This window comes from Pseudomonas sp. K2I15, assembly GCF_002204795.1.
In the GTDB taxonomy this organism is placed as follows: Bacteria; Pseudomonadota; Gammaproteobacteria; order Pseudomonadales; family Pseudomonadaceae; genus Aquipseudomonas.
This window is the reverse complement of record NZ_NIXO01000010.1, coordinates 83,762-105,876: the sequence shown is the minus strand read 5'-3', so window position 1 is coordinate 105,876 and position 22,115 is coordinate 83,762. Positions and strand designations below refer to the sequence as shown.

Annotated in this window: 20 protein-coding genes; 2 read left to right on the top strand and 18 right to left on the bottom strand. The window is 61.9% G+C overall.

Annotated features, from left to right (window positions below):
• Nucleotides 1–14 precede the first annotated feature (14 nt).
• Both CEC48_RS09340 and CEC48_RS09335 read right to left on the bottom strand, forming a co-directional pair.
• Nucleotides 15–971, bottom strand: a complete 957-nt coding sequence (locus CEC48_RS09340) for a FecR domain-containing protein (protein WP_088423480.1) — start codon at nt 969–971, stop codon at nt 15–17.
• A 9-nt stretch (nt 972–980) separates the two neighbouring features.
• Nucleotides 981–1,490, bottom strand: coding sequence for a sigma-70 family RNA polymerase sigma factor (locus CEC48_RS09335; RefSeq protein WP_088423479.1), 510 nt, complete (start codon nt 1,488–1,490; stop codon nt 981–983).
• Between the two features lie 395 nt (nt 1,491–1,885).
• Here CEC48_RS09335 and CEC48_RS09330 point away from each other — a divergent pair, with 395 nt between their 5' ends.
• The gene (locus CEC48_RS09330; protein WP_088423478.1) at nt 1,886–2,437 is read left to right on the top strand and encodes a GNAT family N-acetyltransferase; all 552 of its coding nucleotides are present in this window, start codon (nt 1,886–1,888) and stop codon (nt 2,435–2,437) included.
• A gap of 8 nt (nt 2,438–2,445) precedes the next feature.
• Here CEC48_RS09330 and CEC48_RS09325 read toward each other — a convergent pair whose 3' ends face one another.
• The 9 genes from CEC48_RS09325 to CEC48_RS09285 form a co-directional block, all read right to left on the bottom strand.
• Complete coding sequence (locus tag CEC48_RS09325; protein WP_088423477.1) at nt 2,446–3,486, bottom strand: GNAT family N-acetyltransferase; 1,041 nt, start codon at nt 3,484–3,486, stop codon at nt 2,446–2,448.
• A 16-nt stretch (nt 3,487–3,502) separates the two neighbouring features.
• Complete coding sequence (tauA, locus tag CEC48_RS09320; RefSeq protein ID WP_088423476.1) at nt 3,503–4,489, bottom strand: taurine ABC transporter substrate-binding protein; 987 nt, start codon at nt 4,487–4,489, stop codon at nt 3,503–3,505.
• 190 nt (nt 4,490–4,679) lie between these two features.
• Complete coding sequence (locus tag CEC48_RS09315) at nt 4,680–5,549, bottom strand: oxaloacetate decarboxylase (protein WP_088423475.1); 870 nt, start codon at nt 5,547–5,549, stop codon at nt 4,680–4,682.
• A 191-nt stretch (nt 5,550–5,740) separates the two neighbouring features.
• On the bottom strand, nt 5,741–7,006 hold the full coding sequence (locus CEC48_RS09310; RefSeq protein WP_176438696.1) for a histidine-type phosphatase: 1,266 nt from the start codon (nt 7,004–7,006) through the stop codon (nt 5,741–5,743).
• A 7-nt stretch (nt 7,007–7,013) separates the two neighbouring features.
• Nucleotides 7,014–9,134, bottom strand: coding sequence for a TonB-dependent siderophore receptor (locus tag CEC48_RS09305; protein WP_088423473.1), 2,121 nt, complete (start codon nt 9,132–9,134; stop codon nt 7,014–7,016).
• Nucleotides 9,135–9,247: 113 nt separating this feature from the next.
• Nucleotides 9,248–9,673: a biopolymer transporter ExbD gene (locus tag CEC48_RS09300; protein ID WP_088423472.1), complete on the bottom strand. Its 426-nt coding sequence runs from the start codon at nt 9,671–9,673 to the stop codon at nt 9,248–9,250.
• Nucleotides 9,673–10,401, bottom strand: a complete 729-nt coding sequence (locus CEC48_RS09295; protein WP_088423471.1) for a MotA/TolQ/ExbB proton channel family protein — start codon at nt 10,399–10,401, stop codon at nt 9,673–9,675. Before CEC48_RS09295 ends, CEC48_RS09300 begins: the two co-directional genes overlap by 1 nt.
• 84 nt (nt 10,402–10,485) lie before the next feature.
• Nucleotides 10,486–11,226: an energy transducer TonB gene (locus CEC48_RS09290; protein ID WP_088423470.1), complete on the bottom strand. Its 741-nt coding sequence runs from the start codon at nt 11,224–11,226 to the stop codon at nt 10,486–10,488.
• Nucleotides 11,227–11,454: 228 nt separating this feature from the next.
• Entirely contained in the window at nt 11,455–12,237 is a 783-nt protein-coding gene (locus tag CEC48_RS09285; protein ID WP_088423469.1) for an SDR family NAD(P)-dependent oxidoreductase, read from the bottom strand.
• Between the two features lie 139 nt (nt 12,238–12,376).
• Between CEC48_RS09285 and CEC48_RS09280 the strand changes: the two genes are divergently transcribed.
• The gene (locus CEC48_RS09280; RefSeq protein ID WP_088423468.1) at nt 12,377–13,525 is read left to right on the top strand and encodes an aldose epimerase family protein; all 1,149 of its coding nucleotides are present in this window, start codon (nt 12,377–12,379) and stop codon (nt 13,523–13,525) included.
• Nucleotides 13,526–13,588: 63 nt separating this feature from the next.
• On the opposite strand, the gene araH is transcribed toward CEC48_RS09280, so the two are convergent.
• From araH to CEC48_RS09245, 7 genes are all read right to left on the bottom strand, one after another.
• The gene (araH, locus tag CEC48_RS09275) at nt 13,589–14,557 is read right to left on the bottom strand and encodes an L-arabinose ABC transporter permease AraH (protein WP_088423467.1); all 969 of its coding nucleotides are present in this window, start codon (nt 14,555–14,557) and stop codon (nt 13,589–13,591) included.
• 10 nt (nt 14,558–14,567) lie between these two features.
• On the bottom strand, nt 14,568–16,109 hold the full coding sequence (araG, locus tag CEC48_RS09270; RefSeq protein WP_088423466.1) for an L-arabinose ABC transporter ATP-binding protein AraG: 1,542 nt from the start codon (nt 16,107–16,109) through the stop codon (nt 14,568–14,570).
• A 64-nt stretch (nt 16,110–16,173) separates the two neighbouring features.
• Entirely contained in the window at nt 16,174–17,178 is a 1,005-nt protein-coding gene (locus CEC48_RS09265; RefSeq protein WP_088423465.1) for a substrate-binding domain-containing protein, read from the bottom strand.
• Nucleotides 17,179–17,234: 56 nt separating this feature from the next.
• Nucleotides 17,235–18,110 (bottom strand): SMP-30/gluconolactonase/LRE family protein, encoded by an 876-nt coding sequence (locus tag CEC48_RS09260; RefSeq protein ID WP_088423464.1) that lies wholly within the window; start codon nt 18,108–18,110, stop codon nt 17,235–17,237.
• A gap of 39 nt (nt 18,111–18,149) precedes the next feature.
• On the bottom strand, nt 18,150–19,730 hold the full coding sequence (locus CEC48_RS09255; RefSeq protein WP_088423463.1) for an aldehyde dehydrogenase (NADP(+)): 1,581 nt from the start codon (nt 19,728–19,730) through the stop codon (nt 18,150–18,152).
• 11 nt (nt 19,731–19,741) lie between these two features.
• The gene (gene araD1 / locus CEC48_RS09250) at nt 19,742–20,734 is read right to left on the bottom strand and encodes an AraD1 family protein (protein ID WP_088423462.1); all 993 of its coding nucleotides are present in this window, start codon (nt 20,732–20,734) and stop codon (nt 19,742–19,744) included.
• Between the two features lie 21 nt (nt 20,735–20,755).
• Nucleotides 20,756–22,078 (bottom strand): MFS transporter, encoded by a 1,323-nt coding sequence (locus CEC48_RS09245; protein WP_088423461.1) that lies wholly within the window; start codon nt 22,076–22,078, stop codon nt 20,756–20,758.
• Between the last annotated feature and the right edge of the window lie 37 nt (nt 22,079–22,115).

Genomic DNA, 22,115 nt, shown 5'->3' with positions numbered 1-22,115 from the left:
GCCTCAAGTAATTTTCAGACGCGGGCGCGCACCGTCACCCAATAGCGTGTACGCCTCACCACTTGCACCGGCAACGCGGCGGCCAGGTTGTCCAGCGCCATGTCGGTGTTGTCCAGGTGCAACACGCCGCTGACCCGCAGCATCGCCACCTCCGGCGCACAACGCAGCACCCCAGGGCGATAGCGCGCCAGTTCGGCGATCAACTCGTCCAGCCGTGTGCCATCGGCCATCAACAGGCCCTTGACCCAGGCGACGCTGCGGTCAGTCACCGCCGCAGCAGGTTGCACCTTGTCCCTGGAAATCATCGCGCCTTGCCCGGCATCCACTCGCACACCGGTGCCCTGGTCGGGCTGGACCTGCACGGCGCCCTCAAGCACCGCCAACTGGCAGCTGTCGTCGCACTGGCGCACGCTGAAGCGTGTGCCCAGGGCCTGAAGCAGGCCTTGGCGAGTCTGCAGCCGAAACGGCCGGGGCGAAGGCGCGGTGGTGATGAACGCCTCGCCGGCCCGCAGGATCACCAGGCGCTGGTGTTCGTCGAATTGCACGTCGATCGCCGAGGCGGATGCCAACACCAGGCGGGTGCCGTCGGGCAATACGACCTCGCGAACTTCGCCCGTGTGGGTGCTATGGCCGGCACTCGCCAGTTGCCAGGCGTCGGTGCGGCGCACGCCGTAGGTGAGGCCACCGGCTGCGATCAGCAGGCCGAGCAGTCGCAGAGTGCTGCGGCGATTGAGGGCGTCGGAGGCGTCGGGTTCGGCCAGGCTGTGTTTTGCTAGCGGTGCGGGGACGCTGTGCAGTTTTTGTTCGAAGTGCTGCAAGCGCGTCCAGGCCAGTTCGTGATGGGGGTGTTCGGCGCGCCAGCGCAGGCAGTTGGCCTGGTCTTCGGCGCTGGCGTCGTCGGCCCACAGGCGGGCCATCCAGGCGGTGGCGCGTTCGATAATATCGGGGGCGATTGGCTGTTCGGTCAACATCGCGACGGGTCAGCCGTGCAGGGTCTGGTAGCAGGCCAGCAGGCCGGCGGCGATGTATTTTTCTACCGAGGAGACGGACACGTGTAGCTCGGCGGCGATCTCGCGGTAGCTCAGGCCGTCGAGTTTGCACAGCAACAATGCCTGGCGTGCCTTGGGTTGCAAGCTATGGAGTGCGGCGTCGATTTCGATCAGTGCCTCGATGGCCAGGGCGCGGGTTTCTTCATCGGGCGCGCAGGGTTCGGGCAGGAGGGTCAGGGCTTGCAGGTAGGCGGATTCGATCTGGCGGCGCCGGTAGAGGTCGATGACCAGGCCGTTGGCGATTTGGGTGAGGTGGCGCCGGGATTCGCCGGTGGGCGGCAGTTGGCCCTTGCGCATGAGTTGCAGGTAGACGTCGTGGGCCAGGTCTGCGGCGTCGAATGCGTTGCCCAGCTTGCGCCGCAGCACGGTACGCAGCCAGCCGTTGTGGTCGACGTATAGATTTTCAACCTGGCGTTGAAAGGCGAACTGTCCGATGTTCACAAACCTCTCCTTTTACCCAATGGCCGGGGAACGCTGGGCGCAGAGGGGTTTTGGTAATGATTTGCAAGACTAGCGATTCCGGGGCTTGGGTGCAATGCGGGGGCTAGGTGGGGGGTAGAGCAAAGGCAAAAGCTAAAGCGGGCACGGCCCACTGTGGAAGCGGGCTTGCTCGCGAAGGTCGTTAACGATGACGTTGGCAGCCTGGATAAACGCGGCGCTCTCTGGTTCTTCGCGAGCAAGCCCGCTCCCACATAAAGCGGCTCTGCTTTTGATCTTGATCCGCCCCGCCTGGCCCATAAAGCCGCTTGTCACGCATCGCCTGGGGCCGCCTGATTGATTTTTTGTCCCGTACGACACACCTTAGGGAATCGTTTTTCTGAAAGGTGACGCCCGCAGTGTCCGATTTTCCCGTCCTCAACACTGAACGCCTGATCCTCAGGGAACTGACACCGCAAGACGCCAGCGCTCTGTTTTCGATTCATAGCAACGCAGAGGCGATGAAATGGTTCGGCGCCGATCCACTGACCGCGCCTCATCAGGCGGAGCAATTGATCGAGCTGTTTGCCAGTTGGCGTAAGTCGCCCACTCCGGGAGTTCGCTGGGGGATTGAGGACAGCAACACCGCAGAGCTGATCGGCACCTGCGGTTTCTTCAAATGGAATCGTTCGTGGCGAAGCTGCGCCATCGGGTTTGAGTTGGCGCAATCGGCACAAGGGCGGGGACTCATGAAGGAGGCGGTTCTCGCTGCCGTTCGATGGGCGTTCCAGCACATGGAACTCAATAGAATCGAAGCGTTGGTCCATCCCGATAACACCCGGTCACTGAACCTGCTTGAAAAAGCCGGGTTCGTGCGTGAAGGAACGTTGAGGCAGGCGGGATACTGGAACGGAACTCATCAAGACCTGGTTCAGCTTTCACTGCTTCGTGGGGAGTGTGAATACCTTTAATAAAAGGGTCAGCGTGCAGCCCGGCGGTAAACCAGCGTATCGCGTACACCGAAGTACTCGCAGCGACGCGCGCCTTGCAGGGTTTCAACCCATTCAAATCCCGCCGCCTCAGCCAGCCTTTGGCTGGAGGTATTCGCCGAAGAGGTAGTCAGGCGCAGCGTGTGCCCGGCCAACTGCGAAACCAGGGCAATCAATGCCTCTCTCATCAACCCCCGACCGGCATGGGCCTGATTGCCCCAATAGCCGATTTCGAAGCTGTGAACCTCGTCGGCCAGCGGCAGCAAACCGATACAGCCCACCAACTGCTGGCCGTCGTCGCGAGATAGCAGAAAAAATCTTTTCTCCCCGGCAGGTGCATCGAAGTCTTTTATAGCGCGCTGAAGGCTTTGCTGCGTGTTTTCCAGCGTCCAGTGCGGCTTGCTCCATTCGAGAAACTGGCGGTGCAGTGCATAGCTGGCGTTCAAGGCATCGGCAAGTTTTTCGGCAAGCGCCACATCAGGCGCAACCAATGTCACCCGGGCAGTTTGCAGGGTTGTGGGCAGGCAAGCCCGTTGTTCAATGGTTTGCACCCGCACAAACCCTTCCTCTTCATCAGGCGGCTCAAGCATGTTGAATACGCTTTTCAGCGCCTCCTCAGGCACCCTCTTGTCAGCACTGCGCGACGCGTTTCGTGCCAACGCCAACTCCAGCGGTGCACTCACCAGGATGCCGATCACCGGGATTGCATATTCCCCCGCGATGGAAAGCAGCTCCTCCCGATGACGCCGCGCAGGCAGGGCAGCATCGAAAACAATCGCCCCGCGACCCAACCGATCAAGGTTTTCCGACACCCAGCGAGACTTGCCCGCCCCCTGCACGCCCATGACCACGTACACATGAGCGCCCTTTACCGCTTGTGAAAGCTCGTGCCTCAAGCGCGCATACGCAAGCTGCCATGCCTGTCGATTCCGCTCAGGGGTGAACTCCCTGCCGAACTCCGTTTCCAGATAGTCGTCCGGGTTGATCACCGAGGGCAGGCCTGCGTCGGCTTCTTTGTCGAGCACGCCCATCAACTGATCCTCCACCTTACTCCCCGATGAACTTGTCGCTGACAAACGCTGAATAGTCCGGCAACACCTTTTCGATTTTGCCCTGCTCTTTCAGAAACTCGGCAGTCTTGCCGATTTCCTTGGCGGTACCGCCGGCGAGATATTGAGCGCTCTTTTGTTCCGAGGCAATCGGGAACGAAGAGCCTTCGAGCAGCTCGGGAATGTCCGCAGCGTTGGCACCCGTAAGCCGGGCGATGCTCTTCACCGGTGCAGAATCAGCGGTCCAGTCTTTTTTATGCGCCGCATAATCAGCAATCGCCGCCAGGCTGACCTTGGCAAAGTCGGCCACGACTTTCGGGTTCTTTTCTGCGAAGTCCTTGCGCGCCACCCACACTTCAAAGGTCGGTGCGCCCCAGCTGGAAACCTCGGCAGCATCCGTGAGGATCTTGCCGGTCTTGCGAATCTCACCCAGGGCAGGCGACCAGGTAAACGCCCCGTCGATATCGCCACGGGCCCAGGCGGCGGTGATTTGCGCCGGTGTCAGGTCGACGATATTGACCTTGCGCGGGTCCAGGTTCCAGTGCTTCAGGGCGCCCAGCAGGCTGTAATGGGAGGTCGACACAAACGGCACGGCGATGGTTTTGCCGATCAGGTCTTCGGGGGTCTTGATCCCACTGCCATCGCGCACAACCAGTGCCTCGGAACTGCGAATCTGTGCACTGACAATGAACGCCACCAACGGCATGTTTCGCGAAGCCGCTGCGGCCAACGGGCTGGACCCCAGGTTGCCGATCTGCACGTCGCCGGACGCCATGGCGGCCAGCACGGCCGGGCCCGCGTCGAATCTGCGCCAATCGATTTTCTGGCCAATACCTTTTTCATATTCGCCATCGGCAATCGCGCGTTTGATCGGGTCGATGCCGTTGATGTAACCAATGGTCAAGTCGGCGGACTGAGCGCTTAACGAGAGCACAGCGAGGCCCACAGCCGAGATGAGGTTCCGGGCCAGTTTCAGCGTTTTCATTGTTAGGGATTTCTGAGCGGATAAGACGTGAGCCGCACAGTTTGCGGCGCTCGAAGGGTCAACTCAGATAGATGATATTGATCTATTAAAATTAAAATAAATAATTTTATGGAATTAGCTTAGATGGGGATGCTGGCGCGAAGGCGCGGTGGAAACCACCGCGCAAACGTTTGGGTTTAGGCGATCACCGTCACTCTTGAACGTCCATGAACTCTTTGGCCCAGTTCACGTAGGTGTCGGGGAACGTGTAGGTATGGGTCAATTCGCTGGCCGTCAGGTTTGACGTGCTGCGCGTGAGGTTGCGCTGTTCGCGAAGGCTGTCGTAGGTCGCCTTGATCGAGGCGAAGTAGGCGCCGTGACCGGCAACCACAATCCGCACACCCAGTTTGGCCAGGCGCTCATTGTCGTTGAGGTTCGGGTTGGCGTAGGTCACCAGCATCAGGGGAAGCGTCAGGCCGTCGGCGATCTGTTCAAGGTGGTCGAAGTCGCGAATGCCCACCATGCAGATGCCGTCTGCGCCGGCTTCTTGATACGCTTTGGTGCGATGGATAACGTCTTCCACCGGCAGCACGGCGGCGTTGGTCCGCGCGATGATTGAAAGCTGCGGATCGACGCGTGCCTCCAGGGCCGCCTTCACCTTGCCCACGCCCTCTTCCGTGCTGATGAGGTCGGTCGATTTACGCCCGAACTGCGCAGGGAGCAAGGTATCTTCGATCGTCAGCGCCGAAACGCCCGCACGCTCCAGTTCCTGGACGGTGCGCATCACGTTCAGCGCATTGCCGTAGCCATGGTCGGCGTCGGCGATCACCGGAAGTTGTGCTACCCGGCCAATGCGGGTGGCCTGCTCGACGAACTCACTCAGGGTAATCAGCGCGAAGTCCGGCGCAGCCAAGACCTGCAGCGACGCCACCGAGCCTCCCAGGATACCGACCTCAAAGCCCAGGTCAGCAGCGATCCTGGCCGACATCGGATCGAACACCGAGGCAGTATGAAAGCAGTTTTTGGAGGCCAGCAACTCGCGAAACGAGCGTCGTAGATTATGGTGGGAAACTTTGGACATGTTCACTCCTCACTGTCGCCGTATACGCGGGAACGACCAGTGCCAATTCAAAAGTAAGGCTAGCGTATCACGCCCAAAAAAATGGTTGATGACGTTTGAGGATAACGTATACAAAGGCCCGCTTCCCTGGCAAGAGCCTTGTCTACAATCAGGTCTGTCTCGCGATCCTGAAGCAGGATCGCGCATCCTCGTTAACGGCTACTGTAATGCTGCGCCTCAGTCGCAGAAGGATCAATGCGCTTTTGCATCTCGGCAACAAACCCCTTCAATGGCATCAAGCTCTCCCCCGCATACCCCGGGTACTGCGCCTGATACGGCGCTGCATCGGACAAACTGCGTAATTGGTCCAGGCTCTGCGCCACATAGGCAACGCTGACAAACTGCGCGCCTGTGCGGTCGTTCACCCAGCGTTCAAACGCAATCGTGCCGCCCGGTGCTGCGTCATTCTCGGGGTATTCGGCGATTTTCCAGTCAAAACCCAGCAGCGTGCGCAACTGCGCGATGTTGCTGTCGTGGCCCACGTACGCCAGCCATTTGGTACCCGGCGGGCTGCCCACAGATGCAGGTTGCAGCGCCAGGAGGATTTGTCCGAGCAATTGCGAAGCACCCCGCCGGGCAATGTAAGGCACGTGATTGCTCAGCGCGTATTTGCCCGAACGCAAGGCCATCAAGCGCGATACGTCGGCGGCGGTGCGCCCTTCGCCAAACGCCACCTGGTCCAGTGGCAAGCCTTCGGCGTATTGCATGCGGAAGGTTTCGCTCATGGCCGCGCCCACGCTCAACGGACCGCCGAGCTTGATGACGCCTGCCTTCTCTTTCAGCGCCCAGGATTGCTCGCTCAGGGTACAGGTCTTTTTCCCGCACGCCGTCGGCACACCTACCAATTGCTGCATGGCCAATACCGGCGCGGCGAAGCGCTCGCGAGCGGCGTCTACACTGCCGCCCATGGCCGCCAGCATCGCCGCCTGGGTTTGCGCCGGGTCCAGGGGTGCCAGGCCATTTTCGCCGCCGTGGAACAGCCGGTCTTCACGTTCCCGCACATGGTGTACGGCTACGTTGCAGCCCGGGAACATCCCCTGTACCAACGCCGCACTGGTGGCCTGGGTACGCGCTACCGGGCTGGACCACACGTAGGCCTCTCCCACCTGCGGGCATTGCCCGGCCTTGAACAGGCCGAGTGAATCCAGCGTGTGGCGCTGCCATTGGCCCAGCAGTACGGTGGCAGCGCGGCCATGGGCGGTCAGTTGGCCGTCGCGGGTACCAAACGCCGGCCAGGTCTTGGCCGACCAGCTTTGCAACTCGACCGTGTCGGTCGCCGGGCGGATGCCGTGGCGCATCACCAGCACCACCTTGTCCAGGCGCAGCCCGGTGGTGTCCAGAGGCGCGGCCATCGAAGGAAGCGCCAGGCACACGCCCAGCGCCAAACCCGCGTACTTCAATAACGTCGATTTCATCATCACAGGCCTAGAAGTCATAGCGGGTATTGAGGCTTAACGTACGTGGCGATCCAGGCTGCAGGTAGTTTTCCTGGTAGTAGGTCCAGTACTTCTTGTTGGCCAGGTTGGTGACGTTGGCACCAAAGGTCAGCGCATGACCATCGCCCATACGCAGACGATAACCGCCACCGGCATCGAACAGGCTGTAGGCCGGCAGGGTGTGCACGTTGCCCGAATCCACCGCCATTTCGCCGATACGCTGGGCGCCGCTGTGCAGGAACATCCCCGGCACCATGGGCACACGGTACGTGACCTGGGTCGCGGCCTGATAGTGCGCCGCGCCGGCTGCGCGGTTTCCGTCCACACCGTCCCCCGCATCGTGGTAGGCGGAGTCCAGCGACATGACGCTGCCTTCCACGGTCAGGTCCGGTGTGGCATCGACGCTGGCGTTCAACTCCAGGCCCTGATAGCGGATGGTGCCGCTTTGCACGTAGACGTTGGCGTCGTTGGTGTACTCGGCGCCACGGTCGATGCGAAACGCTGCGGCGGTGGCACTCCAGTTACGCTGCTGGGCTTTCACGCCCACCTCATATTGCTTGCTGCGCAGCGGGCCCAGGGTCTGGTCGGAGTTGACCGCGGTGCTGGGTGCGGTACCGCCGCTTTCCAGGGATTCGACGTAACTGGCATACAGCGTCACGTCCTGGGTCGGCTTGTACATCAACGCAACGGTCGGGGTGGCCGGCCGGGCCTTGTATTGCGTCGCCGCGGAGGTGGAGGAGTCGTGGGTTTGCTCACGGAAGTTTTCGTTGCGAAGGCCCGCCAGCAACGACCAGTGCTCGCCCAGGCCGATGGTGTCGCTGGCGAACACCGCGGTTTCCTTGACGTTGTCGTCGCCGTACGTGCCGCCGCTGTAGTCGATGTTGTACACCGAGAAGATCGTCGGGTTGTACAGGTTGCCCTTGCCCACGGTGGTCTTGGGGGTGACCACGGATTTGTCCGAGTTCAATTGCGAATAGCTGGCGCCCAGTACCAGGTCGTGAGTGAACCATCCCGTGGTGAACTTGCCTTCCAGGGTGCCCATGGTGTCGTTGTAGTCGTAGGCGTGGTACTCGGACGTGACCTTGTCGGTGTAGGCGCCGGCATCGCTGGAAATCTGGTATTGGTCCTTCACATAACGGCGAGTCGAATCGGTGTAGCGGTAGGCCAATTTACCGGTCCAGTCGGGCGAAAACTTGTAGGTGGCGCTCACGGTCGACAGGCTGTAGTCGACATCGGTGTAGGAGCCATTGCTGTACAGGCGTTTGCTGCCATCAATCGGGCTGGGCAAGGCGTTCTTGGTGTTGACGATGATGTCGGTGCCGCCGCTGGTAGTGCGCTTCTGGTACAGGGTGTCGAAGTCGACGCTCAGGTCATCGCTGAGCTGCGCGTTCAGGGCCACGCCGACCGCCGTGCGGTTGACCTTGGCGTCACCCGAAGCGGCATCGCCCTCCTCGTGCACCACGTTGACCCGGTAGCCGAAACGCGGGTCATCCAGGCGCCCGCCGGCGTCCAGGTGTTCCTTATAGACGTTGTTGGACTGGTAGCCGGCATCAACGCTGAGGGTGGTCTTGTCGGTAGGTCGCTTGGTCACGTAGTTGACGATGCCGCCCGGGCTGCCGAAGCCATACATGAAGCCCGACAGGCCTTTAAGCACATCGACTCGCTCAAACATTTCAAGCGGCATTTCCACACCGCGGTTGATGTTGGCCATGCCGTCGACTTTGTAGCCGTTCAGGTCATCCAGGGGCAGGCCGCGAACGGCCAGTGTGGCTGGGTGGGTGCCATAGCTGGAGCTGATTGAGGTGACCGAGGCATCGTACTTGACGGCCTCAGACAGGATGCCCGCCTGACGCGCCTGGATTTCGTCGCTGCCTACGCTCTTGAACGAAAACGGCGTGTCGATCACCGCGTGGCTGCCCAAGGCACCGCTGTTGGTCTGCTGGTGCAGCGCCGGCTTGCGCTTGGCAGCCTTTACCGTGACTTGAGGCAACGTGGCCAACGTACTGTCGTCGATGGCCGGTGGTGCATCGGCCGCAAAAGACGGCAAGGCCAGGGCAAACGCTGCGAAACCGAGACCTGCACGCACATACAACGGGGATTTGCGAAACATGACTGCACCTTCGAAAACGGCCGCTCACGGCCTGGTTGATTTCTGTGGCGCGCACTTCGCCGTGGCCGGCTGTAACAGCCGCCCGAGGGGGTTGGACGAAGGCGACGCGGTTGTTAAGGCGTGACGGCCTGGGTTACGAAGCCGATCTTGTCGAGGCCACCGGACTGCGCTGCAGCCATTACCTGCACCACCTTTTCATACGGGGTATTGCGCTCGGCGCGCAGGTGCAACTCCGGTACCGGCTGACGCGCGGCGGCCTCGGCGATCAGGGCCGGCAAGTCACTTTCGCTGATGTCGTGGTCGTCCCAATGCAGGCGGCCATCGTTGTCCAGCGCCAGGTCCACGGAGGGCGGCGGTTTGTTGTCCTGCTGCGCGGCGGCCTTGGGCAGGTCAATCTTCACCGCGTGCTGGATGGCCGGCACGGTGATGATGAAGATCACCAACAGCACCAGCATCACGTCCACCAGCGGCGTGGTGTTGATCTCGGGGTTGAAGCCGTCCTCTTCCAGCTCGTCACCGCCCAGCAATCCACCGGCCATCAGACGTACTCCGCCTGGGCGTTGAACGTGCTGCGTGCAGGCAGCGCTCCGCGTGGGGTAGCACGGGCGCCGATCACCAGCAGGTCGTGCAGTTCGAAGGCAAACTTGCCCAACTCAGCCAGGGTCTGCTTGTTACTGCGCACCAGCAGGTTGTAGCCGAGGGTGGCCGGAATGGCCACGGCCAGGCCCAGGGCGGTCATGATCAGCGTTTCGCCGACGGGGCCTGCGACCTTGTCGATGCTCGCGTCGCCGGTCAGGCCGATCTTCATCAAGGCGTGATAGATGCCCCACACGGTGCCGAGCAAACCGATAAAAGGTGCGCTGGAACCCACGGTGGCCAAAATCGCCATGCCGCCTTGCAATTGCCCGCCCACGCTCAGGGTGGCTTGGCGCAAGGCGCGGGTCAGCCATTCGCTGAAGGCCGGCGGGTTCATGTCGCCATCCAGCGCATCGCGGTGCTGGCGTGCGGCGCTGACGCCGGCATGGGTGAGTTCGGCGTAGGCACTGTGATGACCCAACTGTTGCACGCCATCCTTGAGCGTTGGTGCGTTCCAGAATGCCGCCAGCAACCTCGGTGAGCGCAGGCGATGCAGTGCCAGGCGCACCAGTTTGTCGAGCATCACGTACCAGGACGCAATCGACATCACCAACAACATCAAGGCCACGCCACGGGTGACAAAGTCGGCCTGTTGCCACAAAACATTCAAACCCAGTGTTCCGGTGTCCATGTGTATTTCCTTTCTTTGAGGTGAGCGCTGCCCTGACCGGGAGGCCCTTCGATAAAAGATGGCGGGGTTACACCTGCATGAGTGCTAACTGTCGAGCTGGAATCGTAGTGGCACGATCACGTATACCGACACCGCATGCCCCTCCTCCAAATAAGGCTTGAACAACGCACCGCGCACCGCCGCCCTGCCCGCTTCGTCGAGGTTGCCGAAGCCCGAGGAACGCACGATGTCTACCGCGCCAGGCTTGCCGTGTTCGTCCACCAGCACCCGCAGGATCACGGTACCCTCGTGGCCCTCTTCACGGGCGCTGTCTGGGTATTCGGGTTGTGGCTCATGCACGTATTCGACGCCTCGTGTGAGGGTCTTGGGCTGAGGCGGTGGCGCGGGAGCTGGCGTGACTACCGGTGCGGCGGCCGCAGTGCTGATGGTCGCGGGGGCATTCGTTACGGGGGCAGTCGTTGCGACGGCCGCAGCAGGCCGTTGCATCGCGTGCGGCTTGGCCACGGGCTTGGGCCGGGCCACCGGCTGAACGGCCACAGGCGCCGGTACGACCGGGGCAACGGGAGGCGCCGGCGTGGGTGCGGCACTGGCGGCTGGCGCGGGCGCGGGAGCCGGAGTCGGAGTCGGTTCATTAATGACCGAGGCATAAATAGTACGAATCACCGGTTGCGCAAGCGCCGAGGTCGATGACCTGCTCACCATGTTCAATGCCAACACATGCAGCGCCACCACCACCGCCACCGCGCATCCCCGGCGCAGTAATCGCGAGGCACTGCCGGCAGGCAATGGCTGAAGGTGCAGCAGGGGTGTCAGCGTCGCATCCACGATTGATTTCCTCCAGGCCGGTAGCCGGGTACATCGAGCGCATTCCCTGCGAAAGTTGGGTCAGAGGCCCGGAACAGCAGCCTCGTGACGGGTGTCGCAGGAATATAGGAGTGACGAATGACAGCCGCGTGACAGAGAACAATTATCAAGTAAGCAGTTTGTGACAATTGCCTGGGGCGCCAACAACCTGCCGATTACCGCTCACCTTTCACCCACTGAAAGGCGCCCCTAAACCCACCCCCCATCCACAATAAAATTCTGCGCCGAACACATCGCCGACACATCGGACGCCAGAAACAGCGCCATGTTGGCGATATCTTCCGGCTGCACACTGCCCGGCAAGCACTGGCTGCGGCTGATCAGTTCCCGGGCCGCATCATCCACCCACATCGCCAGTTGTTTTTCGGTCATCACCCAACCCGGCACCAGCGTATTGACCCTGATCCGGCCGGGCCCCAATTCCCGTGCCAGGGCGCGGGTCATGCCGTGGGCCGCGGCTTTGCTGGCGGCGTACACCGGATAGCCGCTGGAGGCCATCATCCAGCCGATGGAACCCAGGTTAATGATCGACCCGCCTCCCGCCGCCTTCATCATCGGCACCACCGCCCGGGCGGCAAAAAAAGCGTGCTTGAGGTTGACTGAAATCAGCTGGTCGAAGGTCTCCGAATCGATTTCATCCAGGGTGTGCCGAACGTCATTGGCGGCGTTGTTCACCAGCACGTTGATCGGCCCCAGGGTCTGGGCAAGGCACGCGATCGCGGCCTTGTAGGCGATCTCGTCGGTGATATCGCAATGCGCAAATTCGACGCGATGACCCTCGGCCGACAAGATCGCCGCCAACCGGTCGCCCTGCCCTTGCGCCCGGTCCACGAACGCCACCTTGGCGCCTTGGCGTGCAAAGGCACGCACCATGGATTCGCCAATTCCTGAGGCTCCACCGGAGATCAGCACGGTTTTATCGCGCAGGTCCGGGTACGTCGCCTGGGCGACAGGCTGTTTATCAGTGTTCATGTGACGGTCTCTCCGAGCTATTTAGTCTTATTTTATATTGCAAATTTCGCGATTTTGTCTATATATCAGCACTGCATCTGATCGAAATACAATAAATAGTCGAACTATTTAATCAACAACAATAAAAGGTAGCTCAGTCATGCGGCAATCCCGATTCCTGCTTACCGGCCTCGGCCTCTCCCTGGCGATGGCCAGCCTTGGCGCTCATGCGGCAGGCCTGTCCAGCGAACACAAACCCTTCGGCAAAACCAATGACGGCACGGCCGTCGAGCAGTACGTGTTGCGTAACAGCCATGGCATGCAAGCCACGGTCATCACCTACGGCGCTGTATTGCAGTCGCTCAAGGTACCGGACAAACACGGCCAGTTCGCCGACGTGGTGCTGGGCTTCGATGACGTCCAGGGTTACCAGGCCGGCACCGCGTTCTTTGGCGCGACCATCGGCCGTTTTGGCAATCGCCTGGCCAAGGGCGCGTTCGAGCTGGACGGCAAACGCTTCCAAGTGCCACTCAACGACGGCCCGAACTCGCTGCATGGCGGCGCGCAGGGCTTCGACAAGCATGTGTGGAAAGCCCAGCCGGTCAAGCAAAAGGACTCGGTGGGCGTGACCCTGAGCTACCTGTCGAAGGACGGCGAGATGGGCTTTCCCGGCAACCTGAAAGTCGATGTCACCTATAGCCTCAACGACAAAAACGAGCTGCACATCGACTACAAGGCCACCACCGACAAACCCACGGTGCTGAACCTCACCAACCACAGTTACTTCAACCTCGCCGGCGCCGGTAACGGTGACGTGCTCAAGCAACTGGCCACCCTGCATGCCAGCCATTACACCCCGGTCAACAGCACCTTGATTCCTACCGGCGAACTGGCCCCTGTGGCCGGTACGCCGATGGACTTTCTCAAACCCACCCCCATCGGCCAGCACATCAAGGACGATCATCCCCAGCTGAAATTCGCCGAACCGAAACAAGGTGGCTTTGACTTCAACTGGGTACTGGATACCCAGGGCGATGTGGGCAAAGTGGCCGTCGAGGTGAGTGACCCGCAGTCCGGTCGCCGCTTGCAGCTCTATACCAGCGAGCCGGGCGTGCAGTTCTATACCAGCAACTTCCTCGACGGCTCGATGAAGGGCAAGGGTGGCAAACCTTACGCCCACTGGAGCGCGTTCACCCTGGAAACCCAGCATTATCCCGATGCGCCCAACCAACCCAGCTTCCCGTCAACCCGACTCAATCCAGGCCAGACCTATACTCATAACACCGTGCTGAAGTTCACCGCCGAGTAAACCGGTGGGATCAGTTGATCGTTCCCACGCTCTGCGTGGGAACGATCGCAGCTCCCACAGGGATCAACGTTGTTTCATGCGGTCGATCACCACCGCCAGCAACAGGATCGAACCCCGGATCACATACTGGTAGAAGGTATCGATGTTTTTCAGGTTCATCGCATTCTCGATGATCGCCAGAATCAGCACCCCGGCAATCACATGGCGAATCATGCCAATCCCGCCACTCAACGACACCCCGCCCAACACGCAGGCAGAAATCACCGTCAATTCAAAACCCTGGCCAATCATCGGCTGGCCGGAGGTCATGCGCGAGGCGAGGATCACGCCGGCCAAAGCGCCAATTACCCCATGCACGGCGAAGATGATGATCTTGGTGCGATCAACGTTCACCCCCGCCAGCAACGCCGCTTCCGGGTTGCCGCCAATGGCCATGGTGTTGCGCCCGTAGGTGGTGTAGTTGAGCAACCAGCCGAAGAACAGGAAGCACACGATGGTGATCAGGATCGGCACCGGCACGCCAAACAACTGGCCGTTGCCGAAGACGAAGAACGCATCCTGGGACACGCCGACCGCCTTGCCATTGGCAAAGATATAGGCCAGGCCGCGCACGATCTGCATGGTCGCCAGCGTCGTGATCAGCGCATTCACCCGTAGCTTGGCGATCACAATCCCGTTGATCAACCCCACCACCAGCCCCATCAGCAGCGCGGCACCGATGCCGAGCAAAACGCTGTCGGTGTCGCGCATCACGATCGCCGCTACCACCCCGGCGCAGGCAATCACCGAGCCCACCGACAGGTCGAAATGCCCCGACGCCAGGCAATACAGCATGGTGCACGCGGCAATCCCGGTGGTCGAGATCGCCAGCCCCAGGCCACGCATGTTGAGCGGCGACAGGAAGTTATCGATCAGCAAGGTGCAGAGCACGAAGATCCCCACCGCCGCCAACAGCATCGCCCAGTTATCGAGCAGGCTGCGCAGGTCCAGGGGCTTGCGCGCCGTGGGCACAGCAGTGTTTTGGCTTGTCATAGTCACCTCGTCAGTTCCCCTGGCTGTTAGCGCGTTGGCGCGGCAGGGCCATTTGCAGCAAGTTGGATTCATTGGCGTGTTCGCGGTGCATCTCGCCGCTCATTGCGCCTTCACACAGCACCAGGATGCGGTCGGAAATGCCCATCACTTCCATCAGGTCGCTGGACACCACAATCACCGCGATCCCACGGGCCGCCAGGTCATGGATGATCTGGTAAATCTCGGCCTTGGCACCGATATCGATGCCACGGGTGGGCTCGTCGAGCAGCAGGACTTTCATCGGCATCGACAGCCAACGACCGAGAATGGCCTTCTGCTGATTGCCGCCGGACAAGTACATGATTTTCTGCGCTGCCGTGGGCGTCTTGACCTTCAGCGCCTTGATCTGCGTGGCGGCGTTGTGCTTCTCCCAACTGCCGTGCAACAACCAGCCAAAGCGCGAATGCGCACTGCGCGCGCTGATATTGATGTTCTCGGCGACGCTGGACAGCGGCACGATGCCCTCCTTCTTGCGGTCTTCGGGGCACAGCAAAATACCGGCATCGATGGCGTCACGCGGTGAGCGCAGGCGCAGTGTTTCGCCGCACAAATCGAGGCTGCCGGCCGTGGTACGCGCCAAGCCACCCAGCAGCCGCAGCAGCTCGGTACGCCCAGCGCCCACCAGCCCGAACAGGCCGAGAATCTCGCCCTGGTGCGCCTCGAAACTCACCGGCTCACGCAAGCCGGGGCCCAGCAGGCCATCGACCTTGAGCGCCACCCCGCCCCGCGCCCGTGGGCGGTAATCGTAGATGTCCTGAATATCGCGACCGACCATGCAGGTCACCAGTTGATCGTGGGTCAGCGTGCTCATGTCCTCGAACGTGCGCACGTAGCGACCGTCCTTGAACACCGTCACCGCATTGCAGATGCGGAACACCTCCTCCATGCGATGGGACACGTACAGCACCACTTTGCCCTCGTCCCGCAAGCGACCGATGATTGCCATCAGGCGGTCGATCTCCCGCGCCGACAGGCTGCTGGTGGGTTCGTCGAAAGCAATCACATGGGCACCACGGGACAGCGCCTTGGCGATTTCCACCAACTGGCGCTGGCCCAGGGACAGCCGGCCGACTTTCTCCTGCGGGTCGATTTCATCCGCCAGGCCCTTGAGGCACGCCAATGCCTGCTGGCGCAACGCACTGCGATTGATCAAGCCAAAGCTGGCCGGCAGATGCCCGAGGAACAGGTTTTCGGCCACGCTCATTTCCGGCACCAGGTGCAACTCCTGGTGAATCACAGCAACGCCGCTGGCGATGCTGTCCGCCGCGCACTTGAAGGCCATGGTGTGCGCGCCGATCTGCACGCTGCCGCTGCTCGGCACATAAGCGCCACCGAGGATTTTCAGCAGCGTGGACTTACCGGCGCCGTTCTCGCCCATCAAGGCGTGGACCTGCCCAGGGTGGGCGCTGAAGCTGATGCCATCCAGCGCCTTGACCCCGGGAAACGTCTTGCCGATACCGTTGAAGCACAGGCTCGCGCCGGCGCTGTCGGGTTGTTTCAGTTGCGCGTGCATAACCACCTCATCACACAGGTCAGACAGCCCTGTCACCAGGGCTGCCGGGAAACGCCAGCGGTCTTCAGTTCCACAGACCGATCTTTTCCAGCTCCTGCTTGAAGTTCTCGCGGGTGATCAGCGTCACCTCGTCCATCGCGGTGTATTTCGGTGGTTCCTTACCGGTGGTGATCCACTCGAACATCATGCTCGCGGTGTTGTAGCCCTCGATGTGCGGGCTAGGCAGCATGGAACCGAAGAAGCCGCTGTTGGCTTTCTTCAACTCGCCGATGGCGTCGGTGCCGTTGATGCCGATACCGATGACATTGGCGGCGGCAAAGCCGGCGCTTTCGGTGGCGCGTACGCCGCCGAGCACGGTGTTGTCATTCATGCCGCCGATGATCAGGTTTTTCGCGCCGCTGGGCAGTTTCACCAGCGCCGAGTTGGTGGCGTCCATGCTGCCGGGTACGTCGAGGGTCTTGAGGGCCGCAAACAGAATGTGGTCGTCTGGAATACCCGCCGCTTTCAGGGATTTGACCGAACCGTCGGTGCGTTTTTTGCCGGTGTCGAGTTCGTTGTAGGTGTTGATCACCGCGTAGGTGTCTTTCCAGTCCCAGCCGCGTTTTTTCGCTTCAGTGGCCATCGCGCTGCCCTGCTTCTCGCCGACTTCAAAGGCGGCCATGCCCAGGTAAGGCACGTCTTCCATGAAGTTGCCCTTGGCATCGACAAAGCGGTCATCCACGGCAATCACTTTCAAGCCGTTGGCTTTGGCCTTGGCCATGATGGCCGGGCCGAGGGACACGTCCGGCGGGCAGATCACAAAGCCCTTGGCGCCGTTGGCGGCCAGGCTGTCGATGGCCGAGAGGGTTTTCTCGCCGTCGGGCACGGCGATTTTGATCACTTCAAAGCCCTTGTCTTTGCCAGCCTTTTCGGCGAAAGCCCATTCAGTCTGAAACCACGGCTCTTCGGCCTGCTTGACCAGAAAGCCGATCTTCACCGGCTCTGCAGCCAGCAACAGGCTGCTCAGGCTGACGGCCGAGACCGCCACAGCGGCGCAGCACAGGGAACGGATACCACGACGACGATTCATAGGGTGACTCCTTGTTGTTGTTTTTGAATGCGTTAAACAGCGGTGAAGCCTGTTGGTTATCCTGCAAACCGGTGACAGATTTTCCCCGGCACATCGACCTCGATCGCCAGTACCGCGCCGTCCAGCGGGTGATTCAGCGGGCTGGCGGCGCTGGTGATGTACAAGGTCTTGAGATCGGGACCGGCGAACACGCAACTGGTGGGGCGGCTGACCGGTAGCTCGATCACGCGGTCGACCTCACCGCCCGGCGTCAACCGGAGCAGGCAACTGCCGTCCCAGCGGGCGTTCCAGATGTATCCGTCGGCGTCCATGGCCGAGCCGTCCGGGCCACCTCGATCGTGAGGCCCGAACCAGGCTTGCGCAGGTTCCAGCTGGCCAGCGTCGGTGATCGCGTGCCGATACAGCGTGCCGTCCAGGCTGTCGCCGAAATGCACGTGGGTGGCTTCCTCGTTCCACAGCAAAGTGTTGGGAATCCCCAGGCCTTGCAGCAACGGCGTGACCTGCCCGTCGACATCCACGCGGAACAGGCCGCCGGAACGCCGCAGCACCGGCAGGTCTTCACCGTGGGCGCCGATGTTGTTCTGCATGGTGCCCAGCCACAGCCGGCCAAGGGCGTCGCAGCGGGCTTCGTTGGCACGGTTGCCCGGTTGCGGGTCGGCGACGCAGAGCAAGGTCAGGCGTGGATCGGCATGGGCCGAATCGAGGTCGAGTCGGTACACACCGCTGCTCAGGGTCACCAGTGCATCGCCGCTGGCACACGGAATAAATGCCGACACAGGCTCCGGAAGTTGCCAGGTGTGCAGTTGCCCGCCCTTCAGGCACAACGCCTGCTGGCCGATGATATCCACCCAATACAGCGCCTGGCCCGGCACGTCCCAGAACGGGCCTTCGCCCAGTCGCGCTCGGTGCGGGGTGACTGCGGTCCACGACATGAAACCTCCTGCTTTCTTGTTGTTTTCAGGTGGTACGGGTTACAGCGCCTCGCGAGACGGCTGCCCATCCACCAGACGCTGAATGCGCAAGGGGTTGGCATTCTTCAGCGCGTCGGGGAGCAGGCTATCAGGGTAATTCTGGAAGCACACTGGCCGCAGGAAACGGTCGATCGCCAGGGTGCCTACCGAGGTACCGCGGGCATCGGACGTTGCCGGATAAGGCCCGCCGTGGACCATCGCGTCGCACACCTCGACACCGGTGGGGTAGCCGTTGAGCAGGATGCGGCCGACCTTTTGCTCCAGCAGCGGTGTCAGTTCGCTGAACTGCGCGAAGTCTGCCGGCTCGCCGATGATCGTCGCCGTCAACTGGCCGTGCAGGCCGTGCAACGCGGCACTCAGTTGCGCCTGGTCGGCAACCTCGACGAACACCGTGGTGGGGCCGAACACTTCTTCCTGCAGCACTTCATCGCCGTTGATCAGCAAGCGGGCATTCGCTTTAAACAGCTGTGGCTGCGCCTGATTACCGGCTTGTACGTCGCCCGCAAGGTGCTCGATGCCAGGATGTGCGAGCAGCGTTTTCAGGCCTTTGCCGTAGCTGCTCAAGGTGCCGGCGTTGAGCATGGTTTGCGCCGGTTGGTCGCCGATCAGTTGGGCGACCTGCTGGGTGAATGCACTGAACTGTGGCGAGGCAATACCGATCACCAGGCCCGGATTGGTGCAGAACTGGCCGCAGCCTTGTACCACCGAGGCCGTCAGGTCGCGGGCCACAGTGTCTGCCCGGGCTTCTAAGGCCTGGGGCAAGACGATGACCGGGTTGATGCTGGACATCTCGGCGAACACCGGGATCGGTTGCGGGCGTGCAGCCGCCATATCACACAGGGCCCGACCGCCCTTGAGCGAACCGGTGAAACCCACGGCCTGGATCGCCGGGTGCTTGACCAGTGCTTCACCCACACCGGCACCGAAGATCATGTTGAACACGCCGTCGGGCATGCCGGTGCTGTGGGCCGCGCGAAGGATCGCATCGGCAACCCGCTCGGCGGTGGCCATGTGGCCGCTGTGGGCCTTGAACACCACCGGGCAACCGGCCGCCAGCGCTGCAGCGGTGTCGCCACCGGCAGTGGAAAAGGCCAGGGGGAAATTGCTCGCCCCAAACACCGCGACCGGTCCGAGGCCGATGCGGTACTGGCGCAAATCCGGGCGTGGCAAGGGCTGGCGATTCGGCAGTGCCTGATCGATACGCGCACCGTAGAAATCACCGCGCCGCAGCACCTTGGCGAACAACCGCATCTGGCCGCTGGTGCGGCCGCGCTCGCCCTGGATACGCCCGGCGGGCAGCGCTGTTTCGCGGCAGACCAAGGCGACGAAGTCATCGCCAAGGGCGTCCAGCTCATCAGCTATCGCCTCCAGGAATGACGCGCGATGCTGCGCACTCAGGGTTCGATAGGCCGGGTAAGCCGCAGCGGCGGCGTTGGCTGCGGCGTCGACTTCCTGCGCCGTCGCCTGGTAGAAATCATAGGGCAAGACCTCGCCGGTGCTGGCGTCGACGCTTTGAAGCGTGACGCTGCCGGTGGCGCTGCGCTGGCCGCCGATGTAGTTGTGGCCGTAAATCTGGGTCATGCCTGTCTCCTTTAAAGAGTGCCTACGCCGCCGGGTGCCACGACCCCATCAACCAGCGCAATGCCGTTGATCAAGGGTGCGCCGAATTCGGCCTGGCTGATTTCGAACACGTCGCCCGGCTGGGTACGAATGCCGTCGGCAAACGACAGGGTTGCCGTGCCGAAGAAGTGGATATGTACATCCCCGGGCCGCAGGAACTGGCTGTATTTGAAGTGGTGGTATTCAAGGTTTTCAAGGCTGTGGCACATGTTGGCTTCGCCACTGAGGAATTCGTTCTGCCACAGTACCTCGCCGTTACGCACGATACGGCTGGTGCCCGCCAGGTGCTTGGGCAATTCACCCAGACGCAACTCTGGACCATAGCTGCAACTGCGCAGTTTGGAGTGGGCCAGGTACAGGTAATTCTTGCGTTCCATTACGTGGTCGGAAAACTCGTTGCCCACCGCGTAGCCCAGCCGATAGGGTTTGCCGTCGTGACCAATCACATACAGCCCGGCGATTTCCGGCTCTTCGCCGGCGTCTTCGGCAAAGGCCGGCACCGGGAACGGCTGGCCCGGGCGCACCACGATGCTGCCGTCGCCCTTGTAGAACCACTCCGGCTGCACACCGGCCTGGCCAGAGGCGGGTTTGCCGCCCTCCACGCCCCATTTGAAGATGCGCATGGTGTCGGTCATCGTGCTCTCGTCACCGGCCTGCTGGTGCATCTTGTCCCGCGCCGACGCGCTGCCCAGGTGGGTCAGGCCGGTACCGCTGACCAGCATATGCGCCGGGTCCGGGTGATCCAGCGGCGGCAGGATGCGCTGCGCGGCCAGCAGTTCGGCGTAGTCGTGGCTGGCCCCAAGGCCCAGACGCTCCACCTGCTGTTGCAAAGTGACACCCGCCTCGATGGCGGCGAGTGCCAGGTCGCGCACCGTGCGTGCGGAGTGCACCTCGCGCACCTGCCCGCCCTCGACCACGCCCACCCGGCGTTCGCCGTTACTCAATTCAAACTGCACTAAACCCATGAGTGTTCTCCTGATTGCCAATTAAGTACGCGTGGCGCCGCGGGCGCTGGCGGCGAACTGGTCGGGTGGCAGCACGTGCTTGCGCTCCAGCAGCCGATACACCACGCCGGTCAACACCACACCGAACACCATCACGCACGCCAGGAAGTACAAGCCCGACGCGAGGTTGCCGGTGTACTCCTTGAGTGCGCCGATCACGAACGGGCCGATGTAGCCGCCAAGGTTGCCCACCGAATTGATCAAGGCGATGCCCGCCGCCGCGCTGGCGCCGGCAAAAAACCGCCCGGGCAAGGTCCAGAACACCGCCGTGCACGAGAACAGCGCGAACGCCACCAGGCACAGCGCTGCCAGTTGCCACAGCGGCGCCGTCAACCAGGCGCTGAAGAACAGGCCAATGGCGCCCAACACGTAAAGCACCGCCAGGTGGCCGTAGCGATCATTCAGGCGGTCGGAACTGCGCGGGATGATCAGCAAACCGATGATCCCGAAGAGGTAGGGCACCGCCGATACGAAGCCGGTGGTCAGGTCGCTGCCGCCGAACTGTTTGATCAAGGTCGGCAGCCACAGGCCCAGGCCATAGATGCTCAAGGTCACCGGCAGGTAGAACAGCGCCAGCAGCAATACGCGTTTGTCCTTCAGCGCATGCAGCGGGTTGCCGTGCCGGGTCTGGCCGTAGGCTTGCAGGTCTTTGGCCAGCTCACCGGTGAGCCAGTCCTTCTCGGCCTGGTCCATCCATTTGACCTGGTGCGGCCCGTCCGGCAGGTAACGCAGCACCGGCCAGGTCAGCAGGATCGCCGGGGTACCAATGACAATGAACAACCACTGCCAACCGTGCAGGCCGAGGATCCCGTCCATGCCGAGCAGGCCGCCCGCCACGGGGCCGGTGATCATCATGGCGATGGGTTGGGACAGGATGAACAGCCCGAGGATCTTGCCGCGATGGCGCACCGGAAACCATTGGGTGATGTAGTAGAGGACGCCCGGGAAGAACCCGGCTTCCGCTGCGCCCAGCAGAAAGCGCATCACATAGAAACTGTGGGGGCCCTGGACGAACGCCATGCCAATGGTGATGGCGCCCCAGGTGACCATGATCCGCGCAAACCAGCGCCGGGCACCGAAACGGTCAAGCATCAGGTTGCTGGGGATCTCCAGCAGGAAGTAGCCAATAAAGAACAGCCCTGCCCCCAAGCCATACGCGGCATCGCCGATGCCGACATCCGCGCCCATGTGCAATTTGGCGAAGCCCACGGCCGAGCGGTCCACGTAGGCAATCAGGTACAGCAAGATCAGGAAAGGAATCAGTTTCAGCGTGATGCGACGTATCAGCCGCTGTTCCTGGCTCATGTGAGCAGTCTCCGATTGTTATTTTTATAGAGCGTTG

Excerpts from the sequence above, each read along its gene's own strand:
- CEC48_RS09340 (WP_088423480.1), bottom strand. The coding sequence starts at position 971 with ATGTTGACCGAACAGCCAATCGCCCCCGATATTATCGAACGCGCCACC.
- CEC48_RS09325 (WP_088423477.1), bottom strand. The coding sequence starts at position 3,486 with ATGGGCGTGCTCGACAAAGAAGCCGACGCAGGCCTGCCCTCGGTGATC.
- tauA (WP_088423476.1), bottom strand. The coding sequence starts at position 4,489 with ATGAAAACGCTGAAACTGGCCCGGAACCTCATCTCGGCTGTGGGCCTC.
- CEC48_RS09315 (WP_088423475.1), bottom strand. The coding sequence starts at position 5,549 with ATGTCCAAAGTTTCCCACCATAATCTACGACGCTCGTTTCGCGAGTTG.
- CEC48_RS09310 (WP_176438696.1), bottom strand. The coding sequence starts at position 7,006 with ATGATGAAATCGACGTTATTGAAGTACGCGGGTTTGGCGCTGGGCGTG.
- CEC48_RS09305 (WP_088423473.1), bottom strand. The coding sequence starts at position 9,134 with ATGTTTCGCAAATCCCCGTTGTATGTGCGTGCAGGTCTCGGTTTCGCA.
- CEC48_RS09300 (WP_088423472.1), bottom strand. The coding sequence starts at position 9,673 with ATGGCCGGTGGATTGCTGGGCGGTGACGAGCTGGAAGAGGACGGCTTC.
- CEC48_RS09295 (WP_088423471.1), bottom strand. The coding sequence starts at position 10,401 with ATGGACACCGGAACACTGGGTTTGAATGTTTTGTGGCAACAGGCCGAC.
- CEC48_RS09285 (WP_088423469.1), bottom strand. The coding sequence starts at position 12,237 with ATGAACACTGATAAACAGCCTGTCGCCCAGGCGACGTACCCGGACCTG.
- CEC48_RS09280 (WP_088423468.1), top strand. The coding sequence starts at position 12,377 with ATGCGGCAATCCCGATTCCTGCTTACCGGCCTCGGCCTCTCCCTGGCG.
- araH (WP_088423467.1), bottom strand. The coding sequence starts at position 14,557 with ATGACAAGCCAAAACACTGCTGTGCCCACGGCGCGCAAGCCCCTGGAC.
- araG (WP_088423466.1), bottom strand. The coding sequence starts at position 16,109 with ATGCACGCGCAACTGAAACAACCCGACAGCGCCGGCGCGAGCCTGTGC.
- CEC48_RS09265 (WP_088423465.1), bottom strand. The coding sequence starts at position 17,178 with ATGAATCGTCGTCGTGGTATCCGTTCCCTGTGCTGCGCCGCTGTGGCG.
- CEC48_RS09260 (WP_088423464.1), bottom strand. The coding sequence starts at position 18,110 with ATGTCGTGGACCGCAGTCACCCCGCACCGAGCGCGACTGGGCGAAGGC.
- CEC48_RS09255 (WP_088423463.1), bottom strand. The coding sequence starts at position 19,730 with ATGACCCAGATTTACGGCCACAACTACATCGGCGGCCAGCGCAGCGCC.
- araD1 (WP_088423462.1), bottom strand. The coding sequence starts at position 20,734 with ATGGGTTTAGTGCAGTTTGAATTGAGTAACGGCGAACGCCGGGTGGGC.
- CEC48_RS09245 (WP_088423461.1), bottom strand. The coding sequence starts at position 22,078 with ATGAGCCAGGAACAGCGGCTGATACGTCGCATCACGCTGAAACTGATT.